We start from the raw sequence: 22,082 nt of genomic DNA, 5'->3' as shown, positions 1-22,082 counted from the left end.
AAGCTCAATTCAAGCTAAATTATAATTAGCTACATATCATCAAGCACCAGCTAAAATTACACTAGCCCGTTTTGTAGCAGGCCAGGGGCAGGTTCAAATACCTGCGCTAGCGGCTCAAACGCTGTTTATCAAGATGAAGCTAGAGGTGAAACATCAAGTAATTACAATCAACTGGTGCCAATTACCCGCAAGATAACAGGTACAGGATAGAGACATATGGCAATCGAAGCAGTCGACTCAAACGCACCAAGCCCGGATTTTGATTGGAAGAAAGTGGTATACACCATGTTGCTCTCCCGCGCGATGGACGATATCGAAGAGCAGGAACTGGTTCCGGCAAAGCTGGTGTTTAACCAGTTCTCCGCCAGAGGACACGATCTGGCTCAGATCCTTATCGGCTCTCTGTTAACTCATCCTCATGATGGTGCTACCGGTTATTATCGCTCAAGACCTTTTGTTCTATCTTTAGGACTGGATATTGTCGATGCTGTGGCTTCACCAATGGCTAAGTCAGGCGGCTATAGCGATGGTCGAGACATCGGTGTCGTTTGTAACTATCCCAATGTTAAAAGAGAAGGCGCCATGCTTTTCCCTATGTGTGGCGGGGTAGGTTCACAATATTCGCCTATTTCAGGCTGGGCTCAGTCAATTGTGTATTATCGCGATGAATTGAAAGACGATAGTTATCGAGGTGCAATAGGTGTTTCTATGGGCGGTGACTCTTCCATGTCTACCAGCGGATTCTGGGCAGCACTTAATATTTCTACCACAAATAATCTACCGCATCTTTTCTATATCGAAGACAACGGTTACGGAATTTCTGTTCCTCAGGAAGTACAAACGCCGGGTGGCGACCAGGTGGCCAATCTTAAATCCTACAAAAACCTTAAAATTGTTGATGGTGACGGCACCTGCCCAATTGAAGCGCCACGCTTGATTAAGGAAGCCATCGATTACACTCGTGCCGGACTGGGAACCTGCTTGTTAAGACTCAGGGTACCTCGTCTGTGTGGTCATACATTTCAGGATACGCAGACTTATAAGCCCGCCGAGCTGGTGGCAGAGGAACAGGCGAACGACCCACTACCCAAATTGAAAGACCATCTGGAAAAATACGGTGTTGTGACGGCTGAGCAATGGAAAGCGATTGAAGAAAAAGCCTATCAGGAAGTCAAAGATGCGGTTGACCAGGCGAAACAACGTCCGGAGCCGGATACCTCGAAATTAACTCGCTATGTTTACGCTGAAAAAGATGCTTTTGGTAATCCTGAAGTTCAACTGCGTGGTGGACTACATGCTGACGATTTCAAATTTCCAAAAACGTCGGTAGAAGCCAAACCCGAAGGCCCGAGATTAAACATGTTGACAGCTATTCGACAGACTCTGGACTTTGAGCTGGCCAATAATGATCGAGTACTTGTTTTTGGTGAGGACGTTGGGCCAAAAGGGGGGGTTCATGCTGCAACCTTAGGGCTAAACCAGAAATACGGTAATAACCGGGTGTTTGATACCAGCTTGTCTGAAGAGGGTATTATCGGTCGTTCAGTGGGAATGGCGCTTGCCGGACTGATGCCGGTACCCGAGATACAGTTTAGAAAATATGCGGAGCCAGCAGCAGAGCAACTGACTGATACAGGAATTATGCGCTGGAGAACCAATAACCAGTTCGCAGCACCTATGGTTGTTCGTATTCCCGGTGGATTTGCAGGTCGTGGTGATCCCTGGCACTCAATGTCAGACGAAGTCGAGTGGGCTCATAAAACTGGCTGGCAGGTGGTTATGCCATCAAATGCCGAAGATGCGGTCGGTCTTTTAAGAACTGCCTTACGAGATAACAACCCGACAATTTTCTTTGAACACCGCTTCCTGTTGGATAATCGCTGGGCACGACGTCCTTATCCAGGTGATGATTTCGCACTACCGCTGGGGAAAGCAAAAATTCTGACTCGTGGAAACAAATTAACCGTTGTTACCTGGGGCGCGATGGTTGAGCGCTGCGAAGGCGCTGCCCTGGAGCTTGCCAACGGCGTTGAAGTTCTCGATCTGAGAACGATTCAACCATGGGATAAAGAAGCGGTACTTGAGTCAGTTAAGAAAACTGGGCGTTGTCTGATAGTTCATGAAGATAATTTGACCGCCGGTTTCGGTGCAGAAATTTCTGCAATATTAGCCAAAGAAGCTTTCTTTGATCTGGATGCGCCGATCGAGCGTTTAACTATGCCGGACACACCTAATCCGCATAATATTCATTTATTGAATGCAGCAGTTCCTACTCAGGAAAAAATCATGCAGGCAATGAAAGACTTAATAGAAGTTTAGGGCTGGAGAAAATCGATGAGTAACTTAATTGATATTGTTCTGCCTGAAGGGCAGCTAGAAGGAACTTCTGCAACCTTGTCTGCCTGGTTGGTAAAAGAAGGAGACTCGGTTAAGAAAGGCGATCCTTTGGCTGAGCTGGAAACAGATAAGGTTGTCATGGAAGTTTGTGCCGATGCAAACGGCGTTATTTCCAAATTGACCGCTAATCTGGGTGACGATGTGGCGCCTGAGCAAGTATTGGGTCAGTTGGCAATCGGTGAAGTGAATGCTGTTGTCACATCTGGCGTCGGAGCGAGTGCCGAGAAAATGGTTGAAATGTCAGCAACTACTGAAACCGCTGAGGTAAGCACAACCGAACTATCCGGTGATGAAAGCGCGCGCGCATTTATCAGTCCTGCTGTCAGACGATTGCTCAGAGAAAATGACCTGACTATCGAGCCTATCCCTGGAACTGGTAAAAGGGGAAGGGTGACCAGAGATGATGTTATTAATTATCTCAAAGATCCTAAACCTCGCACTATCGAGACAGCACAGGAAGCTGCACCGGTAAAATCGCCGAGTCCTTTGGCAAGTATCGACAGACAAAGTCGTCCTCTTAAAGGCGAAATGGTTGCGCATTCACAAATGCGTAAATCCATTGCCAGTCATATGGTGGAAAGCCTGTTGGAAACATCACCCCATGTGACCAGTGTGTTTGAAATGGATATGACTAATATTATGGAACACCGCAAATGGCATAAGAAAGAATATGAAGAGTTGGGTGTTAAACTGACATTTACCTCTTACTTTCTTGCAGCAATGGCTAAAGCGGTCAAAGAAGTGCCACAAACCAATGCGCGCTTTCATGCTGATGCATTGGAAATATTTACTGATGTAAATATCGGTGTCGGTACCGCCTTGGGTGATGCCGGTTTGGTTGTTCCTGTTATTGAACAGGTTCAGGAAATGAATCTGTTTGAAATTTCAAAACGTCTTGGTGAAATGACCACCAAGGCGAGAAATGGTAAGCTGACTGCGAACGATATGAAGAATGGTACAATCACTATTTCCAACCATGGTGTGAGTGGAAGCTTATTTGCAACGCCCATCATTATTAATCAACCACAAGTGGCTATACTGGGGGTTGGTAAACTTGAAAAGCGAGTTGTGGTTGAAGAAGTCAATGGTGTAGATACAATGGTTATTCGTCCTAAATGTTACGTTTCTTTAAGTATTGATCATAGAGCGCTGGATGCGCACCAGACGAACCTGTTCTTGAGTCATTTTGTAAATGTCATCGAGAACTGGGGACAGTAGTTAATATTCATTATTAGTTAAAGTCATAGCAGAACAAAATAGAAAATTCTGGAAGATAAAATGAGCAACAGTGAAAATTTAATTAAAAGTTATGTCGGCGGCGAATGGGTTTCTGGTGACGGACGTAGCGATGTTTTAGTCAACTCAATTAATGATGAAGTTATCGGTGAGGTAAAATCTTTAACCAGTGGTTTTGACGAAGTTCTTGCCTACGGACGAAATGTTGGTGGGCCTGCTCTGCGTAAATTGACGACTCATGAACGAGCAGAAAAATTAAAGCTTGTCGCAAAATATCTGATGGATCGAAAAGATGAGTTTTACCGAATTTCCTATATGACCGGTGCGACAAAAGCCGACTCCTGGGTTGATATTGAAGGCGGTATCGGTACTGTATTTAGCTATACCGGTATTGCTCGTCGAGAGCTGAATAATGATACATTTGTTGTTGAAGGTAACGTTGAGCCTTTGTCAGCCGGTGGTACTTTTGTTGGTCAACATATCCTTACTTCAAAGGAAGGCGTTGCTCTTCACATTAATGCATTTAACTTTCCTGTCTGGGGCATGCTGGAAAAAATTGCACCGACGTTGATTGCTGGTGTACCGGTTGTTGTTAAGCCTGGAACCGTTAGCTGTTATTTAACCGAAGCTGTCGTTAAAGCAATCGTTGAATCTAAAATTCTACCAGAAGGTTCACTGCAATTAATCTGTGGTAGTGTCGGCGATATCATGGACCACCTCAACGAGCAGGATGTTGTGACTTTTACCGGTTCGGCATCAACGGGTCAAATGTTGAAAGCGCATAAAAATATTATTGCCAAAAGCATTCCATTTACTATGGAAGCGGATTCCCTTAACTGTTGTATTTTGGCTCCCGACGTTTCAGTCGAAGATCCAGAATTTGATCTGTATATCAAGGAAGTCGCGAGAGAAATTACTACCAAAGCGGGACAAAAATGTACAGCTATTCGCCGTGCAATTGTTCCAACTGATAAAATTGATGCCGTTACTGAAGCGCTGATCAAGCGATTGACGGGTACCGTAATTGGAGACCCAACTCAGGAAGGTGTTCGAATGGGCGCGCTGGTAGGAAAGGCTCAACGCGACGATGTACTAGCCGCAGTAGAGCAACTTAAACAGGCTAGCGAATGCGTACTTGATGGTTTCGAACAGTTTAAAACGATTGGGGTTGAAGGTGATAAAGGAGCGTTTATGGCGCCAACCTTACTGCACTGTAAGAATCCATTAACTTCAACAACTCCTCACGAAGTAGAAGCTTTTGGTCCGGTTAGCACTTTGATGCCTTACGACAATCTGGATGATGCAATTCTGCTGGCGAAAATGGGTAAAGGATCGCTCGCCGGATCGGTATTTACCAGAAGTAGAGAAAACGCGCGTGACATTATTTTGGGTACGGCTTCTCACCACGGGAGAATGCTGGTAATTGATGCTGAATGCGCAAAAGAATCGACTGGACATGGTTCTCCTTTGGCTCCACTTGTTCATGGTGGACCAGGCCGGGCCGGAGGTGGTGAAGAGTTAGGTGGCGCAAGAGCTATTAAGCACTATATGCAGCGAACCGCAATTCAAGGTTCACCTACTTCTATTATGGCAATTACCAATCAATACGCGCCGGGAGCACAAGTAAAGAATGATCCTGTTCATCCATTTAGAAAGTATTTTGAAGAGCTTGAAATTGGAGAGTCATTAACGACACATCGTCGTACGGTAACCGAAGCTGATATTGTTAATTTCGGCTGCATCTCCGGCGATCATTTCTACGCACATTTTGATGAAGTTGCAGCTAAAGATTCATTCTTTGAAAAACGTGTTGCACACGGTTACTTTGTGATTTCTGCGGCAGCAGGCATGTTTGTTGACCCTGGTGTAGGGCCGGTAATTGCCAATTATGGTATTGATAACTTGCGTTTTGTTGAGCCAGTGGCAATAGGTGATACGATTCAGGTAAAACTCACATGTAAGCGTAAAATCAATAAAGGCAAGAAGCCGGATGATAAGTTCCATACTGGTGTAGTTGCCTGGGCTGTTGAGGTAACGAACCAGCATAACGATCCGGTAGCAATTTATGACATTTTAACTTTGGTGGAGCGTAAAAACTCCGACGCTTAAAAAGCACGCTGTTTTCACTTCCCTCTCTTTTTCGAGAGGGAAGAAGAAAGCAAGTGACTTATGTGGTGGAAAGTATTTTTGCTAACCTAAAATTTTTTGCCATTCTGAAAGCCATTCACTAATGAAAGCTTTTGGCTAACCAGGAAATTCTTATCCACATATTTTTGATTTTCTTTTTCACGGACAGGATATTAAATTGGATTTATCTTTAGCCGATTTGTCAATTCTTATCGAATTAACCGAAAGAGAGATGATCGAATTGCAAAGCTTGATCGACAATTCGCCGAGCCAGGAAATTGTTAACGATAGTGGAGAAAGTCTGGTGACGGTGAGTATCACCGCTTCCAAACTCAAAAAGTTATACGAACAAAAGTGGAGCCCTGACTGTAATTATTGCTCGTATAAAGAGCTAGTAAGAGCTGCGCACTCATTTAAGACTTAGTTTTGTGTTCTGAATCTTGAAATCGAGGTCTGTTTTCCTGAACTTCTGAAAGCGGTTCGATGACTCGCATACTGCTTAAAGCGCGCTTTGTCAGTTCGATGTATTCCTGAGTGCCTCTGGATTTCCAGGTGACTTCTTGTTCACTTAATTCTCGCGCTATTTTGGCGGGTGTCCCCATAACCATGGAACGAGGAGGGCATTCAAATTTTGCACGGACAAAGGAGCTGGCAGCGACCATTGATTCTTTACCGATCACTGCATCATCCATTACTACTGCATTCATTCCTATTAGCGAATTTTCTCCAATACGACAACCATGTAATACCGCAGCGTGACCAATATGGCTGTAGGGCTCCAAAAAACAATCTTTGTCGGGAAAACTATGAAGCACACAGTTGTCCTGAACATTGCTGTGATGGGAAATATGAACACGTCCGAAATCGCCTCTTAACACTGCACAGGGCCCGATAAAGCAGTTTTCTTCGATGATAACATCACCGATAATTTCCGCACTTGGATGAACATAACTATTGGCTTTAATAACCGGGATAAAATTATCGATGGCATAGATTGGCATTGGCGACTTCCATTAAAACTTAATTATTCAATGGGCGATTTATCGAACCATATAAAAACGGTATACTAGCGCCCATAACAAGGTAGTAATTGAGAAACTACCACCTACTGAAAAAGAATTATTGAAAACGAATTATAAACGAGGCTCTCCTATGTACCAAACAATCGAGTTAGAAAAAAACAATGGCGTTGCCAAACTGACTTTAAATCGACCAGATCGCTTAAATAGCTTTAATGTAGAAATGCATGAAGAATTGCAGGTTGCGTTAGATGATATTGCAACGGATGGCGAAACTCGTTGTTTGTTGATTACAGGAGCAGGAAGAGGTTTTTGTGCTGGTCAAGATTTGAACGATAGAGCTGTGAGTGCCGATCAAAAGGCACCTGATCTCGGAATGTCGGTTGAGAAGTACTATAACCCGTTAATTCGTAGAATCACCAACTTAAAAATGCCGGTTATCTGTGCTTTAAATGGTGTAGCTGCTGGCGCCGGTGCAAGCCTTGTTATGGCGTGTGATATTACTATAGCTGCGCGTTCCTCAAGTTTTATCCTTTCATTTGCCAAGGTGGGATTAATCCCTGATTCAGGTAGCTCATGGCACTTTGCTCGAGCAATAGGTCTTCCCAGAGCAAAAGCTATGGCAATGCTGGGAAATAAAGTTAAAGCGGAACAAGCCGAGCAATGGGGATTGATATATCAGGTTGCTGATGACGAGGCATTTCTTGAAGAAGCACAAAAAATGGCTGATTATCTGGCAACTCAACCTACTGAAGCATTGGCCAACATTAAATCACTGGTTCACAATGCTTTTGATTTCAGTCTGAACGATCAATTAGAGAAAGAACGTCTTGCAATGCAACATCTTGGTCGTAGTCATGATTATCGTGAAGGCGTGGCGGCATTCATTGAAAAACGTGAACCAAATTTCAAAGGAAGCTAATCATTAGCACTGATCGCCAGATTAATAATTAGACAATGAGTAGGCGGCTTGGGATTCTGGGTCGCTTGCCGCTGTTGGCTTTTACTACTTGCTTTCAATCTTGGTAAAAAACTTGCAAAAAGATGTATACTCAAGATTGAAGCTTTTCCGGGTCAATATTATTTGGGAACAATTACTCGCATAATAATAACCATTTTTATTCTGCTCAGCGGAAGTCTTTCACCCGTCTCTATTCTTCATGCCAATCAGAAAAGCAAAGTCGCCGTTTTCTATCCTGAAGTTCGTGAACCCTATAAAACTATTTACCAGGAGATTCTGCAAGGAGTTAAAACTTCAGCGGGGACTGAGGTGATCGAAAATGTCTTACCAAAAGAGTTTGATGTTTCTGAAATTACTCAAAAGCTCGAAGTCCAGGGAATAAAAAAAGTTATCGTTTTGGGAAGAGCTGGGTATCAGCTGGCGAAGAAGCTTCCTGCTGATATTACCGTCGTTTCCGGAGCACTTCCAATACACCCAAACGGAATATCCGGGATCAGTTTGATATCCGATCCGGGAAGTTTATTTTATTATCTAAAACAAGTAGCACCAGAGGTCGCCAGAATTCATGTTGCCTATAGTCAAAGAAATGAGTGGCTGATCGAATTAGCGAAACAGGCTGCTATCGAGCATAAACTGGAATTAAATGCGAAGCAGGTCGAAAGCACGGGAGATGCAATTGCATTCTACAATCAGCTTTTTGATTCAGATATCTCAAATGTTGATGCGATTTGGTTGCCACTCGATAAAGTGTCTTCTCATGACAAGGTCACATTACCTTTGATACTTGAAAAAGCCTGGTCCAAGGAAGTTCCTGTCTTTTCCTCAAAACCTTCGCATGCCAAGCGCGGTGCTCTTTTTTCAACTTATCCTGATAATGTTGCATTGGGCAGTCGGCTCGCGATTATGGTGAACGAGTTAGCCGACCAGTCTACGCAGGAAAAGTTCGCAGCGCTTAAATCGCTTCAACTTGCTGTCAATTTGAGAACCGCAGCCCACTTAGGGTTGAAGTATTCAGACGAGCAGCTCGATACATTTAAAGTAACGTTTCCGGAGTAAGCGATGGTCGTCAGGAATATTACTTTTAAATCTGAATCAGCGCTAAAGAAACAGCTTATCAGTTTCTTTGTTTTTGGGGTCGTTTTACTTTCTTTATCGACTTCAATAGTAACCGCGTGGCAAACGAGCAAGAATGTAAGAGAAGAAGCAATCAAAACGGGTCTGCAGATAGCGAATAGCTTTGCACAACAGTCGGTAGTCGGCTTGTTGACAGGCAGTCAGGAAAACGCGAAAGAGGCAGTTGATACCGCGTTAGGTTTTGAGTCAGTAGATGCTGTTGCTATATATGGACAAAGTAATCAACCTTTGTTGGCCGTCAGCAAAAAAGGCGGTTCCGAAATAGAAGAACAACTAGAGAGTGAGTTACAACAACCCATTCTTGTCAATGAGTTTTCTGAATACTGGGTGTTTGCTGCGCCGGTCTTGTTTGAAGAAGAAGTTGATGATGAGGCATTTTTTGAGCCGGATGAAGTGCAGCGCTCTGTCCAGTATCTTGGTTATGTTCTTCTAAATTACGACAAGAGTGCACTCGCTCAAATTCAACGTTCCATATTTATCAATAATATTCTGATTGGTGCGCTTATTACCGCAGTTCTGGTTGGTTTGATGAGCTGGGGCATTAATCGTTTAATGGCGCCACTATCGAATCTTTCGACAACAATGAAAAATGCAGGCGATTCCGGAGATTATCTTTTTGCGGAAGTCTCTGGCGCCAAGGAAATCAGAAGAATTGCGGCAGTATACAATCAAATGATGAGTCGTCTGGCAAAGCAGAGGGCGGAACTGGAGAAACATCGAGCGAATCTGGAGTCGGAAGTAGAAATTAGAACTCAGGAGTTAAAAGCGGCACGAGATACGGCTTTAACCGCGAGTAGACACAAATCCGAGTTTTTAGCAAACATTAGCCATGAGTTAAGAACACCACTGCAGGCAATTATTGGCTATGTTGATCTGGTGCGAGAAGACTTAATGCTTGAATGTTTGGACGCACAGGTAGAAGACTTAACGAAAGCAATTCGTAGCGCTCATATTTTACTTGGATTAATCAATAATATTCTTGATATCGCAAAAATAGAAGCGGGAAAAATGGACCTCTATATTCAGTCGGTCAGCATGCATTATCTTGTCAGTGATACAATTGAAACTGTGACTCCTATGGCCAATGCCAATGACAATAAGTTGGTTTTGGAGAAGGGAGAGTTGGCGGAATCATTGAATATTGATCGTCAGAAGCTGATGCAGGTATTTCTCAACCTTTTAAGTAATGCCTGCAAGTTTACCAAGCATGGCACAATCACTTTTAAAATAGAGAACGATGATAAGGCATTACGTTTTTCTGTTGAGGATACAGGGATTGGAATTCCAAAAGATAAATTGAGTTACATATTCGAGCAATTCACTCAGGTTGATGGCAGCCAGTCACGTAAGTTTGAAGGCACGGGTCTTGGGATGGCGATTACACAGAATTTCTGTGAAATGATGGGGGCAGAGATTACCGTTGAAAGTGAGGAGGGTGTTGGTACCGCATTTAGAGTTTCCATTCCTCTACAGTTAGAAGGTCAGGTTTTAACCGTTTCAGCGCAGTAATTTGTACATCAAATCTTGCTAATTAACTGATTTTTTTAAGAATATTCGTCGTTATTGCTTGAGAATATTTTGATTTAAACTAGACTCTATTAAAATAATTCGAACTAAGTCGCTATTTAATTATTAACCGCAGTAAAAAAGATTATAAGAAGGTGGTTTAAATGTCTTATCGCTTGAAATTCGTTGCGCTCTCAATTTCTCTGGCTTTATCAGGAATAATGGCTGTTCATGGTCAAGAAGAGGAGTTTGATGAAAGTCTGGGAGACTTTTACGGTGACGAAGAGTTTGTAAGTATAGCGACAGGGAGTAAACAGCCAATAAGAAAAGCCCCGTCTGTGGCATCGGTAATAACATATGAAGAAATTAGGCAGCTAGGTGCTAGAAATTTAAAGGGGGTTTTGGAGTCTGTTCCGGGTATTCATGTTGCGCCTTCCTCATTATCTCGCATGTCTCCCGTATACTCAGTAAGGGGAATTCATACAGGATTAAATCCTCAAGTTTTATTACTATTCAACGGGTTACCATTTCAACATCTGGCTACGGGAGGTAAGCCTACACTGTTCACTATGCCTGTCGAAAGTATAGAAAGGATTGAAGTTATACGAGGACCAGGCTCTGCTGTTTATGGTGCTGATGCTTATGCAGGCGTGATTAATATTATTGCTAAGAAAGATGAAAATAGTGAAAGAAGTATAGGTGGTCTAATAGGAAGTTTCGGTACTCATGAGCTTTGGTATCAAAAATTTTTAAAGCTGAATAGTTGGAACGTATCGTTATCGCTAGAAACATATGAAACGGATGGAGATGAAAGCAGGATCGCAGACTCAGACCTGCAAACAATATTTGATTCCATATTTATGACCAGTGCATCTTTAACTCCCAGTTATCTGAGAACAAATGACTCTGTTCAAAATATGCATGCTAATTTTAATAATGAAAATTTTGATATTGATTTTTGGTTCTGGAATCAAGATAAAGTAGGAATAGGCTCTGGCGGCGCACAAACGATCGATCCTGTAGGTTTCCAAAATGCCTCCCAATCCATTCTGGATATTAGTTATAAAAGTGAAAGCTGGTTTGACGGTTGGGATTCAGAGTTATCTTTTAGCTATAAATATTTGGATGACGATAGTAAATTTGTTTTGTTTCCTGCTGGAGCAGTACTCCCAATTGGTGGGGATGGAAACTTAAATCTTACAGCTCCGGTAGGTGTTAGTCTATTTAGTGAAGGTTATATAGGAAATCCTAAAGGAATAGATGAGGCGTCGAGATTAGAGTTTACTTTGACGACCAACAATCTTGAGCAACATAAATTAAGAATAAATTTAGGAGCAAATAATCAAAGCTTGGATACAAGCGAGTTCAAAAATTTTGGGCCGGGTGTTTTAAATGGAACTGAATTGGTTGTCTCTGGTGAATTAGTTGATGTTTCAAATACGCCTTTTGTTTTTGTGGAAGATGTGGAAAGGGATATTTGGTTCTTATCTGTTCAGGATGAATGGCAAGTTGCTCCTGATTGGAGTCTGACTTTAGGCGCTCGTTACGATGATTATAGCGATTTTGGCTCGACGTTTAATCCAAGAGCATCATTAGTATGGGCGACAAATTTAAACTTAACTACAAAACTACTTTATGGTAGTGCGTTTAGAGCACCTTCATTTCAAGAGTTATATATAAAAAACAATCCGGTTTCTATAGGTAACGCGGGACTTAATCCTGAAACAATTGATACTCTTGAACTTGTTTTTGATTATCGTTCTTCTGGAGATAGCAGCTATATATTAAATCTTTTCAGCTATAAAGCTGAAGGATTAATCGAGTTTATTCCAGACGGTACAGGAAATAGTATTGCCCAAAATGCGAGAGCTCAAGATGGATATGGTATTGAGTTAGAGGCCAAGTGGAAGCTAAGTGAATCTTTGAAACTTAACGCGAACTATTCGATGCAAAATTCTGAAGATAGCGATACCAATTCAGAAATATCTGAAGCGCCAGGAAGACAGTTGTTTGTCAAAATTGATTGGAAAGCTTCAGACTCTTTGGTTTTGAATTCAACAATTAATAGGGTGATGGATAGAAAGCGACGAGAAGGTGACGTTAGAGCCGCGGTGGATGATTATACTATGATAGATCTGGGCTTAACATATTTGACTGGTCGTGAAGGAATAGAAGTTGCTTTGAAATCTAAAAATGTCCTAGATGAAGACGCTTACGATCCAAGCGATGGATTAATTCCTAATGATTTTCTTAAAGAGGGTCGTAGTGTCTGGCTTGAGTTGAGGTATAAATATTAATGGGTTCTAAAAAGCATCTAAATGTCGAAAAAAGGGCTGAAGAGTTTGCAAGCCGTTTTTCTACAAAAATCTTTATGGAAGAGCCATCTAAAGACAACCCTTTTGTGGCATCCAGGCAATATTGTCATGGGTATGATATTACAGAGTTAATGGAGAAAAAAGATAGTACAGACATGTTATTTCTACTATTTTTAGGGGATCTTCCTAATGAAAAGCAAAAGAAACTATTTAACTATTTATTAATTTCATGTATGAATCAAGGCTTAAGAAATCCAGGGGCCAGAGCTGCTATTTGTGCTGGAGTAGGAAAAACAGATCCATTACATATATTACCTATAGGGCTTTCTGCTTTTTCTTGTGAGCATCAAGGAGCTGGGCTCACTTCTCAAGTTATGCAAAGTATTAGAAAGCTTTCTAGAGTTGAACCAAGAGACGTTGCAGTAGAAATCAACTCTGACTCTAACACTGAAGAATTAGAGATACACATTATTCCAGGCTTCGGGAGAATCTATAACTCTATTGATGAGATGAGTGTTTCGATTGGAAAGAAAATAATCGAAGATATAAATGATTTAAAATTTTTATCTTGGTCTTTAGAATTATCGGATAGGTTAAAAGGGGTAAATGCGGGTATTCTTCGTTCAGGTTTAGTTTCTAGTATACTTTTAGATTTGGGAATTAATTATAAATATGGCAGTGTAATTCACCAGTTGATTTCAGCTCCAGGTATACTTGCGCATGGGATGGAATATGCGTCAAAACCTCTTTCTTCAATGCCATTTGTCCCAGATGCAAATTACGAGATTATCAATGACAAATAAATTTCAATATTGGCAAGAGCGGAAAAACAAAATCGTTAGTCACACCGGTGGTTGGAAAATAGGTGAAGGAGTATTTTGTCACGGCTTCTCCATGATGGATGATTTAGTAGGTAAGAAATCATACATGCAAGTTTTAATTCTTAACGCTACAGGAAAATTGGTAAGTGAAAATTTAGCAAAGTGGTTCGAAGCTGTTTTCATCTGTTTAAGCTGGCCTGATCCTCGTATTTGGTGTAATCACATCGGAGCTCTTGGGGGGAGTTATCGAAATAGCATAGTTGCGTCTACTTGTGCAGGAATACTCGCAGCAGATTCTAGAACTTATGGCTCTCGACCAATATTGGAAGGAGTAGATTTTATTAAAAGAGCTGTGGAGTTCAAGACTAAAAGCGAAGACATAGAATCTTTTGTAAAATTGGAGCTAAAAAAGACTCGAGGTAAACCTCAGTTTATGGGGTATGCTAGGCCAATAACAAAGGGAGACGAACGTATAATTGCCATGGAGCCTTTTACAAAATCATTAGGTTTTGATTTTGGCGAGCATATGGAAGCCGCTTATGAAATAGAAGAGATCCTTATTCGAGATTTTAATGAAGGAATGAATATAAATGGATACGTGAGTGCGTTTTTAGCGGATCAAGGAATATCTCCAGAAGAAGCGTATTCAATTTTTACAATCGTCGTTAACAGTGGTGTTTTAGCATGTTATCTCGACTCCTCACATCAATCACAGGGGGCTTTTCTACCAATTGCTTGTGGTGATATTGAGTATATAGGAAAGCCAAAGCGCTCAATTGAATAAGTTATAAATTGTATTAATACTACCCTCCCGGCGTAGCCGACTGATCAGCCAGCCCTTTAACTCTTTGCCCCATCGGAGGCATTTCTTCTCCGTCAACGATGATATCAATCATTGTTGGACCTTTCTTATTTCCTAGCCTGGTCCAGTCTATCGCCAGCAAGTCTTCAGGCGTTTCAACCCGGATACCTTCAATCCCCATTGATTCAGCCATTTTGGCAAAGTCTATTTTAGGTAGTTCAAATCCGACTTCTTCAGCACCACCGAGTCTTTGACCATGTTTTACCATGCCAAGAGATGAATCATTAAAAATAACCATGATGACTGGCAGGTTATGCTGAAGTGCGGTAGTGATTTCCTGCCCGGCCATTAAATAACTACCGTCTCCGGTAATACACACACTTGGTTCTTTGCTGGCAATCGCAGTTCCAACTGAGGCGCCAATCGCCCAACCCATTGAACCGAATCCCATGGCAATATGATAGTGACCTTTAGCGCTTGCGCGATGGAAATAATGAGTGAACCAGGACCAGACGTTTCCTGCATCAAGATGAATTCTAAAAGAGGAGGGGATAAGCTTCGCAAACTCTGTGGCAACTCTTTGCGGCTTCAGAGGAACTTCATCTGAATGACATTTCTCAGGATCTCTAAGTCGAATCTGGTAACCATGATCTGTGCTCGGGGTGTGGTGATCAAGAAAATTCTGTTTAACCGGGTCGACAGCATCCCAGGTTCGTCCCCATTTTTTGCCTAGTCTGACGTTCACGTTTAGTTGGTTAAAAACTCCTTTGATATCACCACATACATGAAGCTGAGCCATCGGAGAGCGAGAGAAATGCTCAATAGTTGAATCAATGTGTACTAATCGATCACTTAAAAGAGACCCCTGCCATCCACCCGTACCTAGTTCCGTCATTGGCGTACCGACAGCCAATAAAAGGTCGATAGTGTCATCTTCCATAGTCATATCTGCACTTTGATGACCGGCAAACCCAAACACTCCCCGGTAAAGTGGATGAAAACCGTTAATCCAACGTTTACCGGCTGGGCCGGTCATAATCGGAGAGCGAGTTAATTCCGCAAACTCCATAATTTCATTAATCGCTGAGCCACAGCCTTTTCCCAGAAATAATCCAACGCGCCATGCACTTGAAAGCATATCCGTTAACTGCTCAACAGCATTGTTGTCAGTGAGAACAAACTCCTGCTTCAGGCGGTCAGCCTTGACTTTTGTGGACGAGCAAACCGGTTGTCTGAGAATATCGGAAGGGATACTGATATGGGCCGGACCCGCAGGCACTTGTTTTACATGCATTAACGCACTGATTAGTTTGGTGTTTAGTTGATCAGAATGCGAGATCAGCGTGTTATAACGGGTGCAATGTCGAAAAATCCCGACGGTATCAATTGCGGTACAAGACGACTCCTGAAGCGCATTACGCCCAAACTTGGGCAGTGGAGTTTGGGCGGTAATAACAAGCATCGGAATATTATCGGCGTAGGCGGAAGCGACACCGGTCAACAGGTTTGTCGCACCAGGTCCTGTCGTAGCAATACACACACCGGTCTTTCCAGTTTCACGGGCGTAGCCCTCAGCCATAAAAGCGGCGCCAGCTTCATGTCTGGCGACGACTATTTCAGGTCCGCCGTTAGCCATGTTTCTGGAAATTGAATTAAACAGCGGCTCTATCGCTCCTCCCGGAACGCCAAAAATATAATCGATATCAAGGGCTTTAAGGTAGTCGATAATCAGGTCGCTGTTGTCACGGCAGGGACTACTCTGATTTGAAACTCCAGGATGGATTTCTGATACTTTTCTAACTGACATGAACTACCTCATAACGCTCGTTATTCTTATTTTTATATCATAAGGAGATTAAACGGGCGCTTATAATCTCATATCGTATAAGTGTAGTTCAAATATTAATCAATGTTTAAGATAAAAAATTATTTAAAAGAATGAAAAACCGATATTTAGCATTAACGCGTTAGAATATTTCGGAGACCGGTTTCGGTTTATCGATATGATACCCTTGAGCGTAAGATACCCCGATCTCTTGTAGCAATAATAAAGTTTCTTCGTTCTCTACAAATTCAGCAACGGTTTTTTTCTTAAGTGCAGTAGCAACTTCATAAATCGCTTTTACCAGAGCCTGATCAACTGGGTTATCCACCAGATCGACCACGAAAGAGCCGTCAATTTTTACCGAGCGGGCCGGTAATTCTTTTAAGTAGTTGAATGTACTGAAGCCTGTACCAAAATCATCGATGGAAAATTCACAACCGAGCTCCTCGATTCGGGAGACAATGCGTCGGGTCGCTGAGATATTGGAAAGACTCGCGCTCTCGGTTAGCTCAAAAATAATTTGTCGTCCATCTACTCCGTATTGTTGAAGCTTATCTTTTACCAAAGGGACTAAACGATCATCACTAAAACCCTGAGCTGACAAATTCACTGCAATCCTGTTCAAGGCAGGGTAGTCCTTTAAATATTTTATGGCTTTGCTCACAACTTGTCGGTCAAGCAAACTCATATCTCCCTCTCGCTCAAGGGCAGGAATGAACTCTCCGGGTGAAACAATACGATTTTCAATTCTTAATCGAACCAAAGCCTCATAATAAACCGTTTCTCTGGTTTTAATATCGATGACCGGTTGAAAAAATAGTTCGAGGTTATCGTCGGCAACCGCCTGGTGTAATTTTCTCGCCCATTCCAGGCTCGCTTTTAAAGCCGCACTGTGCTCATCATTGATATCATAGATATGTGCAAGATTTCGTCCCTGTCTTTTTGCAGCATAAAGTGCAATATCTGCTTGTTTCATATATTCATCAGCGTTGATTTCTTCTCCGGTAATTTGCGAAATACCGATAGAACCACTGATCTTGAATATTTCTCCTTCGACCTGGCATTTGTATTGATCGAGTAACTGACAAATGTCTTCAGCAATAGACAGGGCTGTTTCCTGCTCGGTATTAGGTAGCAACAATGCGAACTCATCTCCGCCAATGCGAGAAAAAATATCGGACTCTCTTAAACGGCCGGAAATCAGTTCAGCAATGTTTCTTAAAACAGCGTCACCCTGATGATGTCCGAGTGTGTCATTGATCACTTTGAAGTGGTCAAGGTCAATATAGAGTAAAGAGTGAGGTCCATTTCCTCGTACTGCCATTGCTGAAAAGTGTTTCAGCTCTGTCTCGAAATAGTGGCGGTTAAACAGGCCAGTTAAAGCATCATGCATTGCCAAATATTCAAGATCCCTTTGCGCTTTTTTACGATCAGTAACATTATCAATAGTTCCAGAAATGCTACGGCTTTTATGATCTTGAGAAGGAGATATTTCAAGGCGCGCTTCTACCCATAGTTCCTCGTTGAATTTATTTTTTAGTCGAAACTCAAAGCGGTGAGATTTAACACTTCCGGACAAAAGACCGTTTAATTCGTCGGAAATGTAGACTCCAGGATTAAGCGGCTTTTCGATGAAATCAAGTAAGGATTTTTGCTGGCTCTCATCTATCGCATACCCGGTTAGCTTTTCCCAGGCTTTATTTAGAAAGCAGATATCTCCGTTAGCGTTTAGTTCTATTACCACGCTACCAAGCTGGTCCAGGAGGTGCTGATGAGCATCCAGTATTCTTTTATACTCTTTACGGCTCTTATTCAGCGAGTCGACTTTATCGGCAAACTGCTCGTTGCTTATCATGAAATCTTCTCTTCTGGCAGCTGTTTCGCATACCTGGCGCAGTTGTTCAGCTCTGAATGGCTTAGTAACAAAGTCCGCGGCGCCGGCCAGCATCAACTCTTCAGCCAGTTCTGCATGATGATTTGCTGTCATAATTACGACCGATTGACCTGGCTTCTCAGCCATTATTTTTCTGAGTATTTCATTGCCGGTCATTCCGGGTAACATAACATCGAGTAGTACCAGTGCAAATTCAGATTCTGACCAAAGTGCTAAACCCGAGGTACCGTCTTCTGCGCCGACAATTTCGAATCGATTTCCCAGAATGCGAGAGACTAAATGACGTGTATCGGGATTGTCTTCTATAACGAGTAACTTTTGCTTCTGATTGGTGCTGTTTGTTTTTTGCTCAACGAGTGTAATTAGCTGTGGCAATTCGTTTCTTTGATCGTAGGCTGTTAATGCATTGATATCGAACTCGCGTGCGGTAGTGTTGGCTATATGCTCACACCAGGTATTGGCGACAATAATAAAAGGGGTGGTTGCTTCACATCTCAAAACGCCTGAGCGGACGAGTCTGGCCAGTCGCCAGCCGTCAAGGTCTGGTAACTTGATATTACTGATAATTAAATTGATCTGTTCCGATTTTAGCCAGTCAACTGCTTTTTGTGCGGTAGTGGCTGTTAATATTTGGTAATCAGTTTCCGATTTAAGCAGTTCTTTGAGTACTTGAAGTCTTTCCTCATTGGAATTGACCAATAATAATTGTTTTTTTAATGCTACTTGAGTCATAAAACTCCTAGTTTACTGACTTCAATAAAATCCCCAAATACCGAATGCGCCAGAGCACAAGTGGTCTATTGTGCTTACCCTGGTCGATATTGTCTAGAGTATAGACTATTTGGTATCGAAAATGGCAGCTTTCCATTACTTATTTTTATTAGTCGACTAGCTCAAAGTTATTAAAAAATAAGAGAAAATTCTTGAATTGGATCATGATTTAGTCAAGAAATGTTGCTAGAATGGCTTGAATATAAAAGGCCATAAAATTTCTTGGAGTCAGAAATGCGCGAATTACTTGTTATTGCCGATAAGGAAGGTGGAAAGCAGTCTGCCTTTTTCCATGCTCTGGAGATCGCAGAAAATACCGGTGCGAAGATTGAATTTGTCGGTTTTGTTCATGCGCCAGGTGTAGATAGTTCAGAGATTCTATCTCATGAAGAAAAGCGTAAAGTTCACCATTCTTATATCGATAAGAAACAGGAAGAGATAGACAACTTTCTGAAAGGCGTTGATATAGGCAATGTTCATGTTCATGTTGATGTAGTTTGGGAAAAGTCATTTGAATCCTGGGTAATCTCCCGTTGTGATCAAAAAGCTTTTGATATGGTATTTAAATCCGGTCATCGATCAGAAACTTTCCTGTATACGCCTTCCGACTGGCAGCTAATGAGACAATGCCCTGAACCGGTAATGATTGTGGGAGATAATCCATGGAAAGAAGGGGGCGTAATACTGGCAGCACTCGACCTGGGTTCTACAAGTAAGCGAACTCTGGATTTGAATGAGGATATTTTGCGTCAATCTATCAAGTTAGCTAATGCGACAAATAGTGTTGTTCACGCTTGCTATTCGATTGCAGTGCCAAAGGCATTGGCGGATCTCGATCTGATTGATCCTAAAACTTACGAAGAAAGAATGAAGTCTACTTTGGATCCAATGATTAGGAAGCTGGTTGAAGAAGCCGGTCTTGATCGAAGCAAACTTCATCTGGTTTCAGGTAAGCCGGCGAAAGAGATTTGTCGTATTAGCCAGAATATTGATGCTGACGTTGTTGTTATCGGCAATAAGACTCGCACCAGTTTGCGTGGACGTTTGCTCGGTAACACTGCTGAAAATGTATTGCATAGTGTTGCTTCAGATGTAATGGTTATAAAGTAGGTTCTACTAGCAAATACTATTTTAAAAAGCGGGATATTATTCCCGCTTTTTTGTGTCTGATATATAGTTAGTAGATTCATTGGGTAAAGCGGTGAGAAATAAAGATGGATAAAGATACTATCGGCCTTCTGGTGCACTCATACAATAACTACCTTGCCGGGATGATGGGATTTACCGAGCTGTCATTAATGGAAGTTGAAAACGAAGAGGTGAAAGACAGATTGGAGCTGTCGCTAGCCTCCGGGAAAGAAGCGGTGGTATTTGGCAAACAGCTATTATCGATGATTTCTCGTCTACAGGCACAATTTAAACCGGTAGATCTGGTACCCATTCTGAAAGAAATTGCCAATGGGAATGGGTTCAGTTTTGAAACTGAGCTTTCCAAAGCTGAAGTAGCATCTGATGTGCAATGGTTCTGGTATTGTCTGGAATCGTTGTGTCGATTTTGTCGAGCGTTTAGTCCGGAGTGCCAGTTGTGTTTCCGCCTAACACAAGAAGAAAAGCATTTTTATTTGCAGCTGGAATCAGCAGGCGTCAGTTTTAACGAAGAGCAGAAAACGAAACTGTTTGAGCCTTTTTATTCCAGTCGCATGCTTTTGGGCAGTAAAGATGTGGGTCTCGCATTTATCAAAGGTTTTGTAGAGCAAATGAAGGGAAGATTAGAATGGCGCGAAGAACAAGGTTTCGAGTTTTATCTTCCTCTGTTTGAAGAAAAAGGCTCCGTGTAAACGGAGCCCGATGTTTCAAGGTGAAACCCGATATTTTTAATAGAAGAGAATGTTTCTGTTCGAACTAACATTCAATTATATTAACAGCCAGCCCTCCACGAGCAGTTTCTTTATATTTGGTTTTCATGTCTGCGCCTGTTTCGCGCATCGTCTTAATGACTTTGTCGAGTGATACCTTTTGGTCGCCGTCGCCCTGTAAAGCCAGACGAGCGGCATTAATCGCTTTAACTGCACCCATCGCATTACGTTCTATACACGGAACTTGAACCAGTCCACCTACCGGGTCGCAAGTTAACCCCAGATTATGCTCCATACCAATTTCTGCTGCACATTCGACTTGCGCCGGTGAACCGCCAAGTGCTTCCGCTAGTCCTGCCGCGGCCATTGAGCAGGCAACACCGACTTCACCCTGACAGCCAACTTCTGCACCGGAGATAGAAGCATTGATTTTATACAGAATACCAATTGCAGCCGCGGCTAACAAAAATCTCTGTGTGGTTTCCTGGCTCTGTGGCTTGTAGAAGTGTTGGTAGTATTTAATTACCGCAGGGATAATGCCGGCTGCTCCATTTGTAGGGGCTGTTACAACTCGACCGCCTGCAGCGTTCTCTTCGTTTACTGACAAAGCATACAGATTAACCCAGTCCATTGCTGAAAGCGGGTCAGCGTTTTCGGCGCGCGAAAGCAGTTTCTTGTGTAAAGCCGGGGCACGGCGTTTAACCTTTAAACCGCCAGGAAGAATTCCTTCAACTCTCATGCCTTTCTCTATGCAGTCGTTCATTGTCTGCCAGATACCGTCTAGTCCCTGCATGATTTCTTCTCGTGTGCGCCAGGCTTTTTCATTTTCCATCATCAAACTACTAATGCTCAGGCCACTCTCTTTTGTCATTTGCAGCAGTTGTTCTCCAGTTTGAAAATCGTACGGAAGCTTAAGATGGAGATCTTTGATTGGTTGTGTATCTGTATCTTCTCCAATGACGAAGCCACCACCAACAGAATAATAAATTTTCTGTAGAAGCAGGTTTCCTGATTCGTCAAAAGCCGTGAACATCATACCGTTTGCATGGCCAGGTAGTGTTTTTTTACGATGAAAAATCAGGTCAGATTTGTCATCGTAGCGGATAGCCAGTTTACCATTGAGTTTGAGTACTCCCTGGCGACGAATGGTATCCATTCTTTCTGCGACAGAGTCTGTATCCACCAGATGAGGACGCTCACCTTCAAGACCCAGTAGTACTGCAACATCGCTACCATGGCCTTTACCGGTATGACCCAGCGACCCATACAGCTCTGATAAAATACGGTGCGGTGGAGTCTCCAGAGTTAAAACCTGTTGAATGAATTTTTTGGCCGCACGCATCGGGCCTACAGTGTGTGAGCTACTTGGACCTATGCCAACAGTAAATAAATCGAAAACAGAAACAGCCAAGCGATAC

16 protein-coding genes are annotated in these 22,082 nt (G+C 42.5%); 12 read left to right on the top strand and 4 right to left on the bottom strand.

Annotation, left to right across the window (positions count from 1 at the left end; genetic code table 11):
• The first annotated feature begins 216 nt into the window (after nt 1-216).
• The 4 genes from IYN84_RS06475 (at nt 217) to IYN84_RS06460 (ending at nt 6,184) form a co-directional block, all read left to right on the top strand.
• Nucleotides 217-2,319: a transketolase C-terminal domain-containing protein gene (locus IYN84_RS06475; protein WP_196138334.1), complete on the top strand. Its 2,103-nt coding sequence runs from the start codon at nt 217-219 to the stop codon at nt 2,317-2,319.
• Nucleotides 2,320-2,334: 15 nt separating this feature from the next.
• The gene (locus IYN84_RS06470) at nt 2,335-3,615 is read left to right on the top strand and encodes a dihydrolipoamide acetyltransferase family protein (RefSeq protein WP_196138333.1); all 1,281 of its coding nucleotides are present in this window, start codon (nt 2,335-2,337) and stop codon (nt 3,613-3,615) included.
• Nucleotides 3,616-3,675: 60 nt separating this feature from the next.
• Entirely contained in the window at nt 3,676-5,742 is a 2,067-nt protein-coding gene (gene paaZ / locus IYN84_RS06465) for a phenylacetic acid degradation bifunctional protein PaaZ (protein WP_196138332.1), read from the top strand.
• Nucleotides 5,743-5,938: 196 nt separating this feature from the next.
• A complete protein-coding gene (locus tag IYN84_RS06460; RefSeq protein WP_196138331.1) occupies nt 5,939-6,184 on the top strand; it encodes a hypothetical protein in 246 nt (81 codons plus the stop codon).
• On the opposite strand, the gene IYN84_RS06455 is transcribed toward IYN84_RS06460, so the two are convergent.
• Nucleotides 6,174-6,761 (bottom strand): transferase hexapeptide repeat family protein, encoded by a 588-nt coding sequence (locus IYN84_RS06455; RefSeq protein WP_196138330.1) that lies wholly within the window; start codon nt 6,759-6,761, stop codon nt 6,174-6,176. The two genes, IYN84_RS06460 and IYN84_RS06455, sit on opposite strands and share 11 nt — an antisense overlap.
• A gap of 151 nt (nt 6,762-6,912) precedes the next feature.
• Between IYN84_RS06455 and paaG the strand changes: the two genes are divergently transcribed.
• The 6 genes from paaG to IYN84_RS06425 all read left to right on the top strand — a co-directional run bounded on the left by paaG (nt 6,913) and on the right by IYN84_RS06425 (nt 14,300).
• Entirely contained in the window at nt 6,913-7,701 is a 789-nt protein-coding gene (gene paaG / locus IYN84_RS06450; RefSeq protein ID WP_196138329.1) for a 2-(1,2-epoxy-1,2-dihydrophenyl)acetyl-CoA isomerase PaaG, read from the top strand.
• Nucleotides 7,702-7,863: 162 nt separating this feature from the next.
• Complete coding sequence (locus IYN84_RS06445; RefSeq protein WP_196138328.1) at nt 7,864-8,796, top strand: ABC transporter substrate binding protein; 933 nt, start codon at nt 7,864-7,866, stop codon at nt 8,794-8,796.
• 3 nt (nt 8,797-8,799) lie between these two features.
• Nucleotides 8,800-10,383: a HAMP domain-containing sensor histidine kinase gene (locus IYN84_RS06440; protein ID WP_196138327.1), complete on the top strand. Its 1,584-nt coding sequence runs from the start codon at nt 8,800-8,802 to the stop codon at nt 10,381-10,383.
• 161 nt (nt 10,384-10,544) lie between these two features.
• Nucleotides 10,545-12,677, top strand: a complete 2,133-nt coding sequence (locus IYN84_RS06435) for a TonB-dependent siderophore receptor (RefSeq protein ID WP_196138326.1) — start codon at nt 10,545-10,547, stop codon at nt 12,675-12,677.
• Nucleotides 12,677-13,498, top strand: a complete 822-nt coding sequence (locus IYN84_RS06430; protein WP_196138325.1) for a citrate/2-methylcitrate synthase — start codon at nt 12,677-12,679, stop codon at nt 13,496-13,498. The genes IYN84_RS06435 and IYN84_RS06430 overlap by 1 nt, the downstream gene beginning before the upstream one ends.
• Nucleotides 13,488-14,300, top strand: coding sequence for a hypothetical protein (locus tag IYN84_RS06425; RefSeq protein WP_196138324.1), 813 nt, complete (start codon nt 13,488-13,490; stop codon nt 14,298-14,300). Before IYN84_RS06430 ends, IYN84_RS06425 begins: the two co-directional genes overlap by 11 nt.
• 19 nt (nt 14,301-14,319) lie before the next feature.
• On the opposite strand, the gene IYN84_RS06420 is transcribed toward IYN84_RS06425, so the two are convergent.
• Complete coding sequence (locus tag IYN84_RS06420; RefSeq protein WP_196138323.1) at nt 14,320-16,125, bottom strand: thiamine pyrophosphate-binding protein; 1,806 nt, start codon at nt 16,123-16,125, stop codon at nt 14,320-14,322.
• A 160-nt stretch (nt 16,126-16,285) separates the two neighbouring features.
• Nucleotides 16,286-18,769: a GGDEF domain-containing response regulator gene (locus IYN84_RS06415; RefSeq protein WP_196138322.1), complete on the bottom strand. Its 2,484-nt coding sequence runs from the start codon at nt 18,767-18,769 to the stop codon at nt 16,286-16,288.
• Nucleotides 18,770-19,042: 273 nt separating this feature from the next.
• Here IYN84_RS06415 and IYN84_RS06410 point away from each other — a divergent pair, with 273 nt between their 5' ends.
• Both IYN84_RS06410 and IYN84_RS06405 read left to right on the top strand, forming a co-directional pair.
• A complete protein-coding gene (locus tag IYN84_RS06410) occupies nt 19,043-19,918 on the top strand; it encodes a universal stress protein (RefSeq protein ID WP_196138321.1) in 876 nt (291 codons plus the stop codon).
• A gap of 104 nt (nt 19,919-20,022) precedes the next feature.
• Nucleotides 20,023-20,646 carry a HAMP domain-containing sensor histidine kinase gene (locus IYN84_RS06405; protein ID WP_196138320.1) on the top strand — a complete coding sequence of 208 codons (624 nt, stop codon included), beginning with the start codon at nt 20,023-20,025 and terminating at the stop codon, nt 20,644-20,646.
• Between the two features lie 64 nt (nt 20,647-20,710).
• Here the strand turns inward: IYN84_RS06405 and IYN84_RS06400 are convergent, their stop codons facing one another.
• Nucleotides 20,711-22,075: an L-serine ammonia-lyase gene (locus IYN84_RS06400; protein ID WP_196138319.1), complete on the bottom strand. Its 1,365-nt coding sequence runs from the start codon at nt 22,073-22,075 to the stop codon at nt 20,711-20,713.
• Nucleotides 22,076-22,082 lie beyond the last annotated feature (7 nt).

It is taken from the genome of Aliikangiella sp. G2MR2-5 (genome assembly GCF_015687155.1).
Taxonomy (GTDB): domain Bacteria; phylum Pseudomonadota; class Gammaproteobacteria; order Enterobacterales; family Kangiellaceae; genus Aliikangiella.
This window is presented reverse-complemented; position numbering and strand designations above follow the sequence as displayed.

Coding starts and splice junctions, on each gene's coding strand:
- IYN84_RS06475 (WP_196138334.1), top strand. CDS start 217: ATGGCAATCGAAGCAGTCGACTCAAACGCACCAAGCCCGGATTTTGAT.
- IYN84_RS06470 (WP_196138333.1), top strand. CDS start 2,335: ATGAGTAACTTAATTGATATTGTTCTGCCTGAAGGGCAGCTAGAAGGA.
- paaZ (WP_196138332.1), top strand. CDS start 3,676: ATGAGCAACAGTGAAAATTTAATTAAAAGTTATGTCGGCGGCGAATGG.
- IYN84_RS06455 (WP_196138330.1), bottom strand. CDS start 6,761: ATGCCAATCTATGCCATCGATAATTTTATCCCGGTTATTAAAGCCAAT.
- paaG (WP_196138329.1), top strand. CDS start 6,913: ATGTACCAAACAATCGAGTTAGAAAAAAACAATGGCGTTGCCAAACTG.
- IYN84_RS06440 (WP_196138327.1), top strand. CDS start 8,800: ATGGTCGTCAGGAATATTACTTTTAAATCTGAATCAGCGCTAAAGAAA.
- IYN84_RS06435 (WP_196138326.1), top strand. CDS start 10,545: ATGTCTTATCGCTTGAAATTCGTTGCGCTCTCAATTTCTCTGGCTTTA.
- IYN84_RS06430 (WP_196138325.1), top strand. CDS start 12,677: ATGGGTTCTAAAAAGCATCTAAATGTCGAAAAAAGGGCTGAAGAGTTT.
- IYN84_RS06425 (WP_196138324.1), top strand. CDS start 13,488: ATGACAAATAAATTTCAATATTGGCAAGAGCGGAAAAACAAAATCGTT.
- IYN84_RS06420 (WP_196138323.1), bottom strand. CDS start 16,125: ATGTCAGTTAGAAAAGTATCAGAAATCCATCCTGGAGTTTCAAATCAG.
- IYN84_RS06415 (WP_196138322.1), bottom strand. CDS start 18,769: ATGACTCAAGTAGCATTAAAAAAACAATTATTATTGGTCAATTCCAAT.
- IYN84_RS06410 (WP_196138321.1), top strand. CDS start 19,043: ATGCGCGAATTACTTGTTATTGCCGATAAGGAAGGTGGAAAGCAGTCT.
- IYN84_RS06405 (WP_196138320.1), top strand. CDS start 20,023: ATGGATAAAGATACTATCGGCCTTCTGGTGCACTCATACAATAACTAC.